17 protein-coding genes and 1 pseudogene are annotated in these 13,652 nt (G+C 63.5%); 10 read left to right on the forward strand and 8 right to left on the reverse strand.

The window, feature by feature from the left end; translation table 11 throughout:
• Positions 1-279 precede the first annotated feature (279 nt).
• The 4 genes and pseudogenes from AAHM38_RS18310 to AAHM38_RS18325 form a co-directional block, all read right to left on the reverse strand.
• A complete protein-coding gene (locus AAHM38_RS18310; RefSeq protein WP_015855864.1) occupies positions 280-1,533 on the reverse strand; it encodes an Hsp70 family protein in 1,254 nt (417 codons plus the stop codon).
• A gap of 310 nt (positions 1,534-1,843) precedes the next feature.
• A pseudogene (locus AAHM38_RS18315) lies at positions 1,844-2,248 on the reverse strand (alpha/beta hydrolase fold domain-containing protein); the annotation flags it as partial.
• A 17-nt stretch (positions 2,249-2,265) separates the two neighbouring features.
• Positions 2,266-2,691 carry an organic hydroperoxide resistance protein gene (locus tag AAHM38_RS18320; protein WP_009239632.1) on the reverse strand — a complete coding sequence of 142 codons (426 nt, stop codon included), beginning with the start codon at positions 2,689-2,691 and terminating at the stop codon, positions 2,266-2,268.
• A gap of 140 nt (positions 2,692-2,831) precedes the next feature.
• The gene (locus AAHM38_RS18325) at positions 2,832-3,293 is read right to left on the reverse strand and encodes a MarR family winged helix-turn-helix transcriptional regulator (protein ID WP_015855863.1); all 462 of its coding nucleotides are present in this window, start codon (positions 3,291-3,293) and stop codon (positions 2,832-2,834) included.
• A gap of 182 nt (positions 3,294-3,475) precedes the next feature.
• Between AAHM38_RS18325 and AAHM38_RS18330 the strand changes: the two genes are divergently transcribed.
• The 3 genes from AAHM38_RS18330 to AAHM38_RS18340 are packed head-to-tail and all read left to right on the forward strand — an operon-like array spanning position 3,476 to position 4,722.
• Positions 3,476-3,907, forward strand: coding sequence for a hypothetical protein (locus AAHM38_RS18330; protein WP_015855862.1), 432 nt, complete (start codon positions 3,476-3,478; stop codon positions 3,905-3,907).
• Between the two features lie 33 nt (positions 3,908-3,940).
• Positions 3,941-4,375, forward strand: a complete 435-nt coding sequence (locus tag AAHM38_RS18335) for a hypothetical protein (RefSeq protein WP_015855861.1) — start codon at positions 3,941-3,943, stop codon at positions 4,373-4,375.
• A 20-nt stretch (positions 4,376-4,395) separates the two neighbouring features.
• Positions 4,396-4,722: an EthD family reductase gene (locus AAHM38_RS18340; protein ID WP_009239636.1), complete on the forward strand. Its 327-nt coding sequence runs from the start codon at positions 4,396-4,398 to the stop codon at positions 4,720-4,722.
• A 283-nt stretch (positions 4,723-5,005) separates the two neighbouring features.
• On the opposite strand, the gene AAHM38_RS18345 is transcribed toward AAHM38_RS18340, so the two are convergent.
• Positions 5,006-5,986 carry an alpha/beta hydrolase gene (locus tag AAHM38_RS18345; RefSeq protein ID WP_015855860.1) on the reverse strand — a complete coding sequence of 327 codons (981 nt, stop codon included), beginning with the start codon at positions 5,984-5,986 and terminating at the stop codon, positions 5,006-5,008.
• Between the two features lie 392 nt (positions 5,987-6,378).
• Between AAHM38_RS18345 and AAHM38_RS18350 the strand changes: the two genes are divergently transcribed.
• The 6 genes from AAHM38_RS18350 to AAHM38_RS18375 all read left to right on the forward strand — a co-directional run bounded on the left by AAHM38_RS18350 (position 6,379) and on the right by AAHM38_RS18375 (position 11,344).
• The gene (locus AAHM38_RS18350) at positions 6,379-6,888 is read left to right on the forward strand and encodes a hypothetical protein (protein ID WP_015855859.1); all 510 of its coding nucleotides are present in this window, start codon (positions 6,379-6,381) and stop codon (positions 6,886-6,888) included.
• The gene (locus AAHM38_RS18355) at positions 6,885-7,493 is read left to right on the forward strand and encodes a hypothetical protein (protein ID WP_015855858.1); all 609 of its coding nucleotides are present in this window, start codon (positions 6,885-6,887) and stop codon (positions 7,491-7,493) included. The genes AAHM38_RS18350 and AAHM38_RS18355 overlap by 4 nt, the downstream gene beginning before the upstream one ends.
• A gap of 26 nt (positions 7,494-7,519) precedes the next feature.
• Positions 7,520-8,299 (forward strand): hypothetical protein, encoded by a 780-nt coding sequence (locus AAHM38_RS18360; RefSeq protein WP_015855857.1) that lies wholly within the window; start codon positions 7,520-7,522, stop codon positions 8,297-8,299.
• Between the two features lie 66 nt (positions 8,300-8,365).
• Positions 8,366-9,082, forward strand: coding sequence for a C39 family peptidase (locus tag AAHM38_RS18365; RefSeq protein ID WP_015855856.1), 717 nt, complete (start codon positions 8,366-8,368; stop codon positions 9,080-9,082).
• A complete protein-coding gene (locus AAHM38_RS18370; protein ID WP_015855855.1) occupies positions 9,082-9,888 on the forward strand; it encodes a hypothetical protein in 807 nt (268 codons plus the stop codon). The genes AAHM38_RS18365 and AAHM38_RS18370 overlap by 1 nt, the downstream gene beginning before the upstream one ends.
• 139 nt (positions 9,889-10,027) lie before the next feature.
• Positions 10,028-11,344: a hypothetical protein gene (locus tag AAHM38_RS18375; protein WP_015855854.1), complete on the forward strand. Its 1,317-nt coding sequence runs from the start codon at positions 10,028-10,030 to the stop codon at positions 11,342-11,344.
• 129 nt (positions 11,345-11,473) lie between these two features.
• On the opposite strand, the gene AAHM38_RS18380 is transcribed toward AAHM38_RS18375, so the two are convergent.
• The 3 genes from AAHM38_RS18380 to AAHM38_RS18390 form a co-directional block, all read right to left on the reverse strand.
• Positions 11,474-11,719: a hypothetical protein gene (locus tag AAHM38_RS18380; protein WP_015855853.1), complete on the reverse strand. Its 246-nt coding sequence runs from the start codon at positions 11,717-11,719 to the stop codon at positions 11,474-11,476.
• Between the two features lie 106 nt (positions 11,720-11,825).
• The gene (locus tag AAHM38_RS18385; protein WP_015855852.1) at positions 11,826-12,245 is read right to left on the reverse strand and encodes an Hsp20/alpha crystallin family protein; all 420 of its coding nucleotides are present in this window, start codon (positions 12,243-12,245) and stop codon (positions 11,826-11,828) included.
• A 33-nt stretch (positions 12,246-12,278) separates the two neighbouring features.
• Positions 12,279-12,722 carry an Hsp20/alpha crystallin family protein gene (locus AAHM38_RS18390; protein WP_009239646.1) on the reverse strand — a complete coding sequence of 148 codons (444 nt, stop codon included), beginning with the start codon at positions 12,720-12,722 and terminating at the stop codon, positions 12,279-12,281.
• 189 nt (positions 12,723-12,911) lie between these two features.
• Between AAHM38_RS18390 and AAHM38_RS18395 the strand changes: the two genes are divergently transcribed.
• Positions 12,912-13,556: a hypothetical protein gene (locus AAHM38_RS18395; RefSeq protein ID WP_015855851.1), complete on the forward strand. Its 645-nt coding sequence runs from the start codon at positions 12,912-12,914 to the stop codon at positions 13,554-13,556.
• Positions 13,557-13,652: the final 96 nt, after the last annotated feature.

Genomic DNA, 13,652 nt, shown 5'->3' on the forward strand with positions numbered 1-13,652 from the left:
CGCTTCACCTTGAGCCGACCGCGCCATGGTTCTTGGTAAAAACAAAGACAGATATGGAGCGTGACCTGCTGAGAATGACTGAAACGCTCCTGAGCGAGTTCCAGGCAGTGTTTCGGGCATGCGGGTGCCCTGATGACATCGTCCGACGGCTCGCGTTTACGTTCCAGTCACTTGAGACCGTAGAGCGAGACTATGGGGGCAACTGGTATTGGGCGTTGAAGTAGTCAACGTTTTGCCCAACACACCTACCCTCGAAACCTCCCGCCGCCCCTCAGCCCCTCAGCCAAACTGGCGCGCCGCATCGCGCGCCAGGCCAGAACCGATCCCGCCGAACAGGTCGCCCTCGACGCGCCGCGCCGACGGCAGCACTTGCGCCAGTTGCTCGCGCAGCAACGGCACCCCGCTGGAGCCGCCGGCGAAGAGAATGGTATCGACCGCTTCCGCTGCGACGCCCGCCGTCTTCAGCATCGCTTGCACCGTCGAGACCGTCTTGCCGACCAGCTTCCCGATCGACTGGTCGAAGTCTTCGCGCGTGACGGACTGCTTCAACTCGGGCGCGATGCGGTGCAGGTCGATCTCCCCCACCGGGGCGTCCGACAGCGCGATCTTCGCGGCTTCCACCTGGATGGCCAGCCAGTGGCCGGCGCGCTCGCGGATCAGGCGGATGAGGCGGTCGAGTTTTTCGGTGTCGGCGGCATCTCGGTAGTTGTCCATCACCACCGTCCACGCCTTGCGCGTGTACACGTGGTTGATGGTGTGCCAGCTCGCCAGGTCGAAATACTGGCCGGACGGCATGGCCTTGCCGTTGCGCAGCGTGCTGTTCAGGCCCAGTAGCGGCATCACGCTGGCCAGGCTCAGGGCGCGGTCGAAGTCGGTACCACCGATGTGCACGCCGCCGTTGGCGAGGATGTCTTCGCGGCGGTCAAGGCGTTTCGCGCGGTCGGGCGACAGGCGCACGAGCGAGAAGTCGGACGTACCGCCGCCAATGTCGGCCACCAGCACAAGTTCTTCACCGCTGATGCCGGCCTCGTAGTCGAACGCGGCGGCGATGGGCTCGTACTGGAAGGCGATCTCGTCAAAGCCGGCGTCGCGCGCGATGTCCGACAGCGTGTCTTCGGCAAGCTGGTCGGCCTTGGGGTCTTCGTCGATGAAGAACACCGGGCGGCCCAGCACGGCGCGGCGGAATTCATGGCCGGCGGCATGCTCGGCGCGCCGCTTGAGTTCGCCAATGAAATGCGCCAGCAGCTTGCGGAAGGGCATGGCTTGGCCCATGACCTCGGTGCTGTCGTCCATCATTGATGTGCCGAGCAGGCTCTTGAGCGAGCGCATCAAGCGGCCCTCGTAGCCGGCAAGATAGTCGGCCAGCGCGGCACGGCCGTAGCTGACCGTCGGGTCTTCGGCGTGAAAGAAGATGACGGAAGGCAGAGTCGCCTTGCCGTCTTCGAGCGGCAGCAGGGTGGGTGCGTCCGGTCTCAGCCAGCCGACGGTGGAGTTGGACGTGCCGAAATCGACGCCGCAGGCGTTTGACATCATAGGATTGGGGCTTCTGGAGTGCAGCTGGAGGCATGCGCCTGCACGGGGTGTCAGGAACAGGCGCCACCGGCGAAGGGCCGCTATTGTAGTGGCTTTGTGCGACGGATCTGCACGACGGTGGATGCCTTGGCTACCACGGTTGTTTGGGCTTCCAGGCTGGGCTGTTTCATGCGGCTAGCGTTGCAGACCAAAACACAACGCAACACGCCCACCGCGTGCGAAAGACACGCGGCGGGCGCATTGCTGGCTGACCAATGAACAGTGAAGGCGGCGAAAGCGGTGAAGGCGGTGAAACAACCCGCCCACCCAATTACTTCAACCGCGCCTTCAGCTCTTCACTGGCTTGATGCAGGGCTGCACGCGTTGCAGGCACGCCGGCCAGCGCATTGAGCAAGCCGAAGTCGTGAATCATGCCGTTGTAGCGCGTGGCGGTCACATCCACACCCGCCGCGTCGAGCTTGCGTGCATACGCTTCGCCTTCATCGCGCAACACATCCTTCTCTGCCGTGATCACCAGTGCCGGCGGCAGCCCCTTCAGCTGTTGGGGCGTGGCCAGCAGCGGCGATGCGTAGATCTGCTGGCGCTGTGCCGGATCAGTCGTGTAGGCGTTCCAGAACCACTGCATCATCGGCTTGGTCAGGAAGTGCCCCTGCGCAAACTCGTCGTACGACGCGTTCTCGAAGTTGGCATTCGTGACCGGCCAGAACAGGACTTGGGGGAAGGGCGTGCGGGTCAGACCAGGCTCAGGCGTACGTCGATGTTGCCGCGCGTTGCGTTGGAGTACGGGCAGACGATGTGCGCGCGGTCGATGAGCGTTTGCGCTTCGGCCGGGTCCATGCCGGGCAGGCTGATCTTCAGGTCGACTTCAATGCCAAAGCCGTTCGGAATGACGCCGATGCCAACGGTGCCCTGTACGGACACATCTGCCGGCACGCGGATCTTGTCGCGCGCGCCCACAAACTTGATGGCGCCCAGGAAACACGCGCTGTAGCCGGCAGCAAACAGCTGTTCGGGGTTGGTGCCTTCGCCGCCGGCACCGCCGAGTTCGGTCGGCGTGGTCAGGCGCACGTCGAGCCGGCCATCGTCAGTGATGGCGCGACCATCGCGGCCGCCGGTGGCGCGAGCATTGGCACGGTAGAGGACGTTTTCGATCGACATGGTGGTTCTCCTGTGAGAGGGGTGGTGGTACGCGCATCGGCTGTCGAGGCCGCTCCGCATTGCTTACTATTAAATAGCGCGCTACTTAATCGATTTAAAAAACGGACGCGATCAGGCGCCCGTCGGCGATACGTGTGTGCTCAGGCGGCGTTCTTGAAGAGCCGCCCGCGCAATGCATTCAACTGTGTGCGCAGTTCTTCCAGCTCGCCGGGCGCGCACTCCATGGCCGCAGCCATGCATGCCGGCACTTTCTCGGCCCGCTTCTCGAGTGCCTTGCCGGCCGCCGTGAGCGAGATGATCACCCGCCGCTCGTCTTCTGCCGAGCGCTGCCGCTCGATCAAGCCTGCTGCCTCCAGCCGCTTCAGCAGCGGGGTGAGCGTGGCGGAGTCGAGGAACAGGCGCTCGCCAATCTCCGACACCGTTTGGGCGTCCTGCTCCCACAGCACCAGCATGACGAGGTACTGCGAATACGTCAGGTCCAGCGCCTTGAGCAGTGGCCGGTACGCCTTGTTGATCCCGATCATGGTCGAGTACAGCGCAAAGCAAAGCTGCTCGTCCAGGGCGAGATCGCGGCGTGCGGAGGAAGGCTTGCGCGTGTTCATGGAGGAGAATATATATAGCGTGCTATTGAATTGCAAGCTAATTTTTTAGATGGGTTGTTCGGTGCGGGCGAGGCGTGATCAACGCACGCAAAAGCGGGCCGCTAGAATGGGCCGCACACACGTTGCCAGCACTCCGAGAACTCAGCGGTTTCCTAGTCTCCAATTCTGGATATGGGCGGGTCATGACCACATTGATTCTTATCGCACTGTTTCTGGTTGCCCTGCTATGGGCAGCGTTCCCTGGAACGAAGTTGCCTGCACCGTTCAGTGGCCGCAGCTGTCAGGGGAAAAACTGGCGCAGAGCTTTCCCGTCAGCCTCAAAGCTGGAGATTCGAGAATTTCTGCTGCTGTTTGTCGGCGCGTTTGCGTTGCGCGACGGGGAGAAGCTGACGCTCAGCCCGGATGATGAAATTCTGGCGATATATCGGGCCTTATACCCACGGCAATGGACTCCAGACGCGCTTGAACTAGAAACCCTGGCAAAGGATGTTGAGAAGCGGTATGGGCTGGAGCTGCGTCGTATCTGGAACGAACGGCTAAGCCTCGGTCAGCTGTTCGCACACGCCCAGCAGCCCCCGCTGGCGACGCCGATCAAGGTTTCGGCGATCGACTGAGGTCACATGGCTGCCTTGCTGGAAGACTAACAAATGCCGCGAAAACTCAGTGTCTTTTTGATTGCGGCGATCTGCGTCATCGCGCACGCCGAAGAGGCGGAGCAACCAGCATGGCGCGCCAAACCTCAGGCATACGCCACAGTCAACAATATCTTCGCGACGCGCGAGCCATTCAATCGGGCACTTGTTGTTGACCAAGCGTTTGTAGAACCGACGCCCGACAAGGGGCTACGTTTCTGGTTTCGCATCTATGGCCCCAACTACCGCGTTTACTCTGAAGCGGGCGATGCGAAAAAAATCGCCGAGGGGATGTACCGCTACACCGGAAACGGAGAAACGACTTGCGACCTGCTGTTACGGCTCTCGCCCTTGCGTACCCTTCGCATCCAAGGCGTGCCGACGCCCGACGGTAACCAAGGCGGCGCCCGATTCTGCCCCACCGCAATCACTCTATCCTTCAAGCCATAAATGACCACAAGGAGAACCGCATGATCAAAGTGACCGTGATGTACCCCTACGCCGAAGGCGCACGCTTCGACCACGACTATTACCGCGAACGCCACATGCCGCTGGCGAAGGCGCGACTTGGCAATGCCTGTGCGTATTACACCGTCGATAAAGGCCTGGCCGGCGGAGCACCCGGTACCCCACCTGCCTACGTGGCGATGTGCGCGTTCATCTGTGAATCGGCCGATGCGTTCCAGGCGGCCATGAAGCAGCACGGCGCGGAGATCCTGGCCGATATCGTCAACTACACCGACATTGCACCGGTGCTTCAGATTAGCGAGGTCGTCGTCGAGCGCTCGGATCGTTGAGTGCGGCGGGCCGCCAGCGAGATCGTGTATCCGGCGGGGCGGCACCGTGATTTACGGGCGGGTCGCCGGCAAGCCGGAAGCCGCCCTGGGCCGCCCTAGGCCGCGCCCTCCTGCGGCTTAGAGTGGACCGAGCCGTCTTTGCTCGGCGGGCTGGGACAGGGGCCGGTCGCTCAATCAACGCCATGCCATTCCGGTTAGCGAGGTGGCAGCTTGGCTCACTGCAAACCTCACGTCGCGCCGCAGCGCGTAAAGCAGGCGCGGCCGCGCATTGCGGCGCTTCGACCTATAGCGACCTGAGCCAGGCCACCGATTGCGCCAGCGCACCCTTGCCGGCGTCGGTGTCCAACCGGAACTGATATTCGTGCCCGAGCGGGGGCTGGTAGTCCTGCGGGAAGAAGAGGCTCGTTACATTCACTCCCTGCGCCTGCAGCGCGGCTGCGAGGGCCACCGACTGCGGCCCGAGCGGATCGGCATTGCCCGCACTCACAAACGCGCGCGGAAAGCCGCGGGCGATGTAAGGGGTGATCGACATGGTGTCGAACCCCGGGGCCTGATGCCAGTCTCGCTTGCCGCTGTACGCCCACGCGGTCGCCTTGACGAACCAGGCACCCAAGCCGCCGCTTTGGCCCATCTGCGTGATGTCGTACACGCCGCAGTAGAGCAAGACGCCGGCGATCTGATTTGCCAATGGCTCGGGTGAGATTCCCAGCGCTTGCGCATAGCGCTCGTTCGTCACCAAGGCCGCCGTCTGCGCCGCGATTTGCGCCCCCGCACTGTCGCCCGCCAAGACCATCTTGTTTGCATTGATCTTCAATTGCGAAGCCTGCGCGGACAGGAACGCAAGCGCCCTGTTGGCCTGCCGGATGGGCGTGGGATAGGTCGCCTCGGGCGCGATGGTGTAGTCCACATTGACGACCGTAAAGCCCTTGCCTGCGAGGATCTTCAGATAGTTGGCGAGATCGGCCCGGCGCCCGGACACAAATCCGCCGCCATGAAACCACACGACGACAGGGCCGTCCGGGGTGGCCGCCTTGCCGCGATAGATGTCCAGGCGCCCATCCGCGTCGCTGGGGTCGTAGACCAGGCCGGTTTGCACAGCCACATCGTTGGGATCCAACGGCTCCAATGCTTTGGATGCCTGCGCAGCGCCGTGATCGAAGATGGCGCGGATGACCAACACGCTGGGCCATGGCGATGCAAGGCCGGCGATCACCACAATCACCAACAGAAGCAGGACCGAAAGGACGAGGCGTTTCATGGCCATTGCGCAAATCCCCGCGGGTGAGTGGTCGTGACGTTTTGCGGCTGGTCGCTGGTGGCAGCTCGCGCGATTCTAGCTTCTCATCGCCGGGGCGGTTGGCGACCATGGTGTAACCGCGTGGCCGGGAACGAGGCAGCGGGCCTCGTAGGGTGAGAGCGTCGTCGCAGTGACTGCTTCACGGCTGAAACATTCCAATTGGCATGCCCGCCCTGACGATTCCTTGTCCTGGCAGGCTTGCTTCGCTCAATTCAGTGACTTGCCTGTTTCAGCCATGACACAAAAATGCGTGCTGCAGGGGTGCGTGGTCTCTCCTGACGGGTGATTTTCTAGACAAATCAGGCGGTTAGTCGTCATGGCATGGATGTCGCTCTAGGGCCCCCGGGGAGGAGCGAGCCATGCCGACAATCACCTCGCAGCGCCATGCTTGGCGTTGGGCGACCTTTTGCGCGATAGAGCCGACCGCACTGGCTGCGTGTCTGGCGATGGCGTTTGCTTTGGCGCCGGCACATGCCGACGAGGGCGACATCATCGTGCAGCGCGATGTCACCCCGCGCGTCGCCTATCGGGGCGTTCAGACCGATGCACTGCCCATCCGCACGGCGGTGAGCCCGTTTCCTACGCAGGCGTTCAATCAATCCGTCGGGTCGGTCATGTCGGTGCTGTCTGACGGCGAACTCGGCGCATCGCGCGCCGCTTCCGGCAACGCAACGTCAGGCCTGCAGCGCGCCCTGACGTCATCCACGGGAACCGGATTGCAACCCGCCGCTGGCGGGCTTTCCGTCGGTAACGCCGTGAGCGGCGCTGCCGTTGGCGGCGTAGGCGGGCAAGTGGTGCAGGCCACGGCGGGCATTGCGTCGCAGATCAGCGGCGCACTGGCGCCGCTCTCGCGTGGCGGGCAGCCGTGAAGTCTCTAACGTGGCACTTCGTAGTGGCGGTGCTGGGCGCCGTGCCGGCTGGCGCGGCGTGGGCCCAAAGTGCGCCGGTGTCCGCCGTGGTGGAGGGCGATGCTGCGGCAAACACGGCCGGGCGCGTGGCCGTCAATCAGGCCTCGGGGGCGGGCAACGTGCAGGCCAACGTGGCCGCCGTGTCGACCGATGAGGCGCGCGTCGTGTCATCGCAGTTTGTCGGGCGGGTACGGTCAGGCGTATCGGCATCGAGCCGGCTGGCGGGCGCGTCTTTCAATGGTGCGGCGGGTCTGGTGTCGATCAATCAGGCCAGCGGTGCCGGCAACGCACAGCTCAACGTCGCGGTGATCGCCCCCACTGCGTCGGTTGTGCAACAGCAATCCCATCACATCGAGCCACTTGCCGACAGTGCCCTGTCGGGCGTGGCTGCACAGTCTCGTCGTCAGGATGCCGCGCCCGCGGCGGAGGGCAGGCAAGACGCGTCGATTGCATCGACGGCGTTGCGCAATACCTCCGGCGTTGTGCAGGTCAACCAGACGGCAGGAACGGGGAATGTCGTATCCAACGTCTTTGTGCTCCGTCCCCCGGCGGGCACTCTTTTTTAACAGCAACAGAAGGAAGGGAGATCACCATGAAAGCCAAACTGACTGCCATTGCTGTACTCGCCCTGCTGGCTGCAGGTGCAGCCCACGCTCAGGGACGAGACGACGGTCCGCGCTCCTCCGGGGCGGTTATCAGCAACGTGACCGAAATCAGCAATGACATCCACGTGCAGGGCTACGGCCTCGCGCTGGGTTTTGTGCCGTTCAGCTCGGAATCGTCGGCGGTTGTCGATTCCACGCAATCCAGCAACAACAACTCGGTCGACCTGCGGCGCGGCAGCAATACGGCGACGGTTGATGGACAGGCGCTCAAGGGCGCGCAGGGCGCGGTCGGGGTGAACGTCACGTCCGGCGCTGGCAATGTGCAGTCCAACGACGTTGCGCTGGCGGCCGTGGATGCCGGCAAGGTGTTCGCTTCGGCCCAGGTGTTCAACAACCAGGCGGACCCGGGTGAGTCCCTGTCCATCGGCAATGCGGCCAACAAGGCATCGCTGGGCGGTAGCGCTCTGAACGGCGCCAAGGGCACCATCGGCGTGAACATCGCTGCGGGCGCAGGTGAGCTGCAAGAGAACGGCATGGCTGCATCGACCAACACGTCGGGCCGTATCGCCAAGGCCACCGACTACAACAAGCAGTCGGCGGACAACAACTCGCTGCGCCTGAATGGTTGCGATCCGACCAATGTTGCATCGCTGAACGGCACTGCACTGATGAACGCGATGGGCAACATCGGCGTGAACATCGCGGCTGGCGCGGGCAACCTGCAGCACAACGGCCTGGCAATCGCCACGGCCAAGGCCGCCAACTAAGGCTGGCGTCCAAACACCCGGCCGCTGCTCCGGCGGTCGGGTGTCCGTTCCCCAAGGGGGGGATTCATGCGACTGAACCGGCAATCGGTGGGCAGGGTGATGTTGTGTCTCTTCTGCGCAGGCAGCTTGTGGGCAACGCAGGCCAGTGCCCAGGAGGGCGCGATTGCGTTGCGCGCCGACAGCGAAATGCCACTGAACAAGCCGGTCAAGAGCATGGCGGAGCTGCGCTATCGCAGTGTGATGCGACAGCAGCAGGATTTCAGTTGCGGGGCGGCTGCGGTTGGCACGTTGCTGCGCTACGGCTATGGCTTGGACATCGATGAGCGCCGCGTCATTGCCGACATGATGAAAGTGAGCGACCCGAAGCAGGTCGCCGAGCAAGGGTTCTCCATGCTCGATATGCGCAACTATGTGCAGACACTCGGCTTTCGGGGCCGTGGCTACCGTGTGGACATGGCGGCATTGCGCGATCTGGCGATCCCGGTGATCGTCTTGTTGAGCTTGAACGGGTACCAACATTTCGTGGTCGTCAAGCGCGCGGCCCAGGGGCGGGTGTTTATCGCCGACCCTGCACTGGGCAATCGCATCATGCAGGAGTGGGAATTTGCGCCTGCGTGGAATGGCCTCGTATTTGCAATCGTCGGCGACGTGTCGGTCCAGGCCGATTCCGGATTGCTGCAGACGAATGCTCCCAGCTTGCGTGCGCGTGAGAACGCCGCGTTCTCGGGAGGGATGCTGCCGATCCAGATGGAATTTGGACCTGCCCGGTGGGACCTGTTCTGATGAAAACCAAGACACTCGCATGGATGCTGCCGCTCGCGTATGCCGGCTGGTGTGCCGGAGCCAGCGCCGGGCCGCTCCCTGATCCTTCCGCGCCGGCCGAAGCGCACGACAGTGCCGTGCTGTTTCATTCCGGCACCGCAGTCGAGCTGGCCGATGACGGTGAGCTGGCCCAGCAGCGCGGCAAATACCTCGGCGCCAGCATCGTCAGCGGATTCATGATTGAAATGGCCTCGCAATGGCGCAACGAAGCTGGGCAGGCAGCGGCCGAAGCGCGGATGCTCGCCACCAACCTGCGCACCAGTACCGCCAGCGTCGCAGTGAGCACACTGGCGTCGGTGCAGATGGGCATAGGGGCTCTGGCGGGCGCCGCACCCGGGGCGACAGCCTCCGGCGGGGCCGGTGTACAGGTCAACGGTGTCGGCCAGGTGACACAGGTGGCTGGCAATAACAATCTGGCGAGTAACACCACATCGATCTCGATGCAGGCCGCTCCATTGCCTACACTGCCTTCGGGCAGCGCGTTGGCAACGGCGGCGCAGAACGGATTTACCGCCCAGGCCCAGGTGGGCGCGGGCGGCGTGCAGGTTGCCATCACCAGCCCGATGGGCGTCGTCTCGCAGTCGGTGACGCCCAATCTGGCCGGGGCGGCGGGGAGCGTGATGCAGGTGGCGCAAATGGCGGGCAATGCGCAGTTGATTGCCAATCAGTTGTCGATCCAACTGCAGATGCAGACGATGTCGCGTCAGCAGCTGGCTCAGATCGGCGTGGCGCAGGCATTGCAGGCGGTGGCGGGTTTACGCCGCTAGACGTGCCAATGCAGAATTTCCTATAACGACGCAATAGAAGAACACACAGGCAGGCAGTGAGAGGCGGCGCTCGGCAATAGGGCCGATGCGCTGATATGGAGGCTCTTTAGCCTCCGCCTTGCTTTCCGGGGGGGGGAACATGGGACACCGACGCACGGCAGTGGCGTGGGCAGTGGCATGTTGGTCGTTGCTTCCTGCGGCGGCCGAAGCGCAATCGGCACCGGCTGCCGCAGACTCCTTTGACGCGCGCCTGGCGCGCCTGCAGCGCATCATCGAGCGGCAGCAGAAGATCATTGATGCATTGGAAGAGCGCGTCGGCGACCTGGAGCTGGTGCGCGTGCGCGGGCGTGGCGTCGGTGCCGGCAACGCACAGGCATCCGCTGCGGGCGCAACCACGGCAACACAATCGCCGTCGTCTGCGCTGGTCGCCCAATCCGGCAACACGGCGCCCGCGTCGGAAAGCACAACCGCCGCGCGCCCCGACCCCAACGACAAGCCTCGCATCCAGAGCAAGGACCTCGTCTTCCAATCCGAGCACGCGCCGCTGTTTGAGCGACGTTTCACAATCGATACCGGCATCAGCTACAGCTACTACGACCGCCGCAACCTCGCGCTGTCGGGCTTTCTGGCGCTGGATGCGATCTTTCTCGGGCAGATCAACCTGGTCCAGACCAAGGCCAATGTCACGACCTTCGACGTCACCGGCCGCTATGGCTTCAGCGATCGGCTGAGCGCGGATTTCACAGTGCCGGCCGTGTATCGCTCCAGCACGTTCTTCAGCGGCGGTGCGGGTGGGGCATCGAGCACCGTCAGCGAGGCAGACAAGACGTCCGCGGGCTTGGGCGATGTGAGTGCCGGCATCTACTATCAGCTCGTCAAGGAGTCAGCGGATTTGCCGGACATTGTCGGCAGCTTTCGCGTGCGTGCACCGACCGGGCGTTCACCGTTCGGCATCAAGCTGATCCATGCCGACAGCAATAACAACAACCTGATCATCGACCAGCAACTGCCGACCGGCAACGGTGTATGGAGCGGCACGCTGGGCATGTCTTTCCTGAAGACGTACGACCCGGTGGTGTTGTTTGCCAATGCCAGCTACACGTACTACGTGCCGCGCTCGTTTGCCGACATCTCCTCGACCGAAGGCGTGGTGCAGCCGGGCAAAGTCAAGCTGGGCGATACCATCACTTTGGGCGGAGGCCTTGCATTGGCGCTGAACGACCGCACGGCGCTGACGATGGCTTACAGCACGGCATTCTCCGGCAACACGCGCATCACCCCAGAGGGCGGCGCCGAACAGTCGGTGGTGGGCAGCAAAACCAACGTAGGCACGATGACGTTCGGCATCAGCCATGTGCTGACCAAGAACTTGTCGATCAGCGCCACGCTGGCCATGGGCCTGACGCCGGACGCGCCGAACTACGTCTTTACGCTTCGCTTCCCGTACACGTGGTAGTGGCACGGGGTCGCGGCGCCCGGCAGACGGCAAGGCGTGGCGTAGGTGGAGCGAACGGCAACGCAACGAACGCGCCTGAGCGCGGGATGTTCTGCCCTGGATCGAGAGGTGCGCGTGCAAAGCCACAGGCTAGTCGGCATCCCGGCGAGCGGATCCCGGTGCAACGCGTTTTTGACGATCGACCGCATTCAACGCCCGCAGCACGGAGCGTCCGGTATCGGTCAGCCGCGCACGGCGGCGGTGCCCTTCGGCGGAGCGTTCGAGCATGACCAATTGCCGCTCCAGCAGCGCGTCCAATTCAGCGCGGTTCATGTCGACCTGCTCGGGTGACTGGCTGATCAACATCAGCGTGGCAAATTCGTGTGCACTCAGCATCTTTGTCTCCTAGTAACAAACAACCGTAACCAGGGGGCACGGTGCCAAATGCAGGCGCGCAAGGAGCGCGCCCGCCTGCAAGGCAAAACGACGGCCGGTGATGGGCTCAGCCGGCCTGGACTTCAATACGTCGCGGCTTCGCTTCATCGCGGCGCGGGATCGTCAGCTTGAGAACCCCGTCGCGCAGCTGAGCATCGATGCGCGAAGCGTCAAAGTCCGGACTCAGCACAAAGGTGCGCGAGAAATGCGGGTGTCGGACTTCGCCATGCTGCAGCCGCAGACCCTGCGGCGTGGGCACCATCAGTTCTGCATCGACCGTGAGGGTGCCATCCTGCACGCGCACATCGAGCTTCTCGCGCGGCACGCCCGGCAGGTCGGCAAACAGCGTGATGCCCTGGCGGTTTTCGAAGATGTCGACAGGCGGTGCCAGATGCGTCTGCCGTGCGGCGGGCTGTTCGCCTGGCTGCTTTGCAACCGTGGTCTTACCCGGCTGCGCCTGGGTCGCCAATTGTGTGGTGTCGTTCATGATGGGCTCCTTGATGCTTGCGCAAGCTGTGGCTTAGCCTTGCACGGTGATCTGACGCGGCTTCGATGCCTCCGACTTGCCGACGCTGATGGTCAGGCAGCCGTTGACGTACCGTGCATTGACCTTGTCGGGGTCGACATCCTGTGGCAGCTCGATCACGCGACGGAACGCGCCGGTGAAACGCTCATCGGCGTACACGCGCGTATCGTCGGTCATCTCGAAATCCGGGCGCTTGCGCTCGCCGCTGATCGTCAGCAGCCCCTTGTCGATCGAGACGTCGATTTGCGCGGGGTCGAGCCCCGGGGCGAATGCGACGATCTCGACCGAGTCATCGGTGCTGCCAATGTTGACGGGTGGAAAGGTGCCCAGGCGCGTGGCGCGCAGACTGGCGGGTGCACCCGCAAAGAGAGTGGCCATCTGCCGTTGCAGGCGATCAAATTCGCCCAGCAGATCGGTGCCAAAAAACAGATCGCTCATGGCTGGCTCCTGAAGGGCCCGCACGGAGACTGAACCGAACTACGCGCTCCAGCTCATCCGTCCGTGGCGGGCCACTGACAAATAAATCGAAACACGCAGCGCGAGAGCCGCGACTGCATTGACGACTCCTAAAATAAGGAGCCAAGCGGAAATTTCAAGAGGCCATTCGATACGTCATTCGGAGGTTTCATGGACCTTTTCAACGCAGTGCACGAACAGATGGATGCGGTGCGGTTGCCGTTGGTCGCGGTCACCGTGACAGCGGCCCGCCGACCGAATACGCCGCTCGTGGCGATCCTGCATTGGCATGGATTTCGCCGCGCCAGCCCGCTCGTGTTGCCGGGAGTCGACATTCCACCGCGCTCCGTCCCGGGCTCGGCCATTCAGCTAACGCACGCCTGGCAGAGCGTCGAAGCCGTTGACGAGGCGCTGCTCGACGCCGCCTGGCAGCTCGGCGCATGGGATCTTGAGCGCGTCGAGCGACGCGGTTGCAACGTGGTGGGCGCATCCGCAGGTGAAGCGCTGGCATGCCGCCAGGCATTCGGCGATTACGAAGGTGCCTCGGCGGACGAGGCACTCATCGATGGCGCTCCCGATCGTGCCCAGCTGATGCAGATTGCCGCGAACGAAGGCTACCTGCGCTGGCTGTTCCGGCCCGTCAAGGGTGGCGTGTGGCAGGCGCTTGAGGAGCCGGACGATACGCTCGGCCCGGATGGCGGACGCGAGCCGCCCTGTCCTGTCCTTCCAATCCCCCGCCAACTACCGCGCCACCGGCCGGTCCGCAGCCGAACCGTCTACCGCCTGGGAGCCGTCCGGCACATCCTGTTGCCGTGAAACATTTTGTTACAAACTCGCCGTTTTTTCACCTCTTGAACTCGCGGCGGTGCGCTTCTATTTTGCATTCCGCCAAGTATTCGGCACGGCTTGCTT

Source organism: Ralstonia sp. OTU4908, from assembly GCF_038440115.1.
Taxonomy (GTDB): Bacteria; Pseudomonadota; Gammaproteobacteria; order Burkholderiales; family Burkholderiaceae; genus Ralstonia; species Ralstonia pickettii.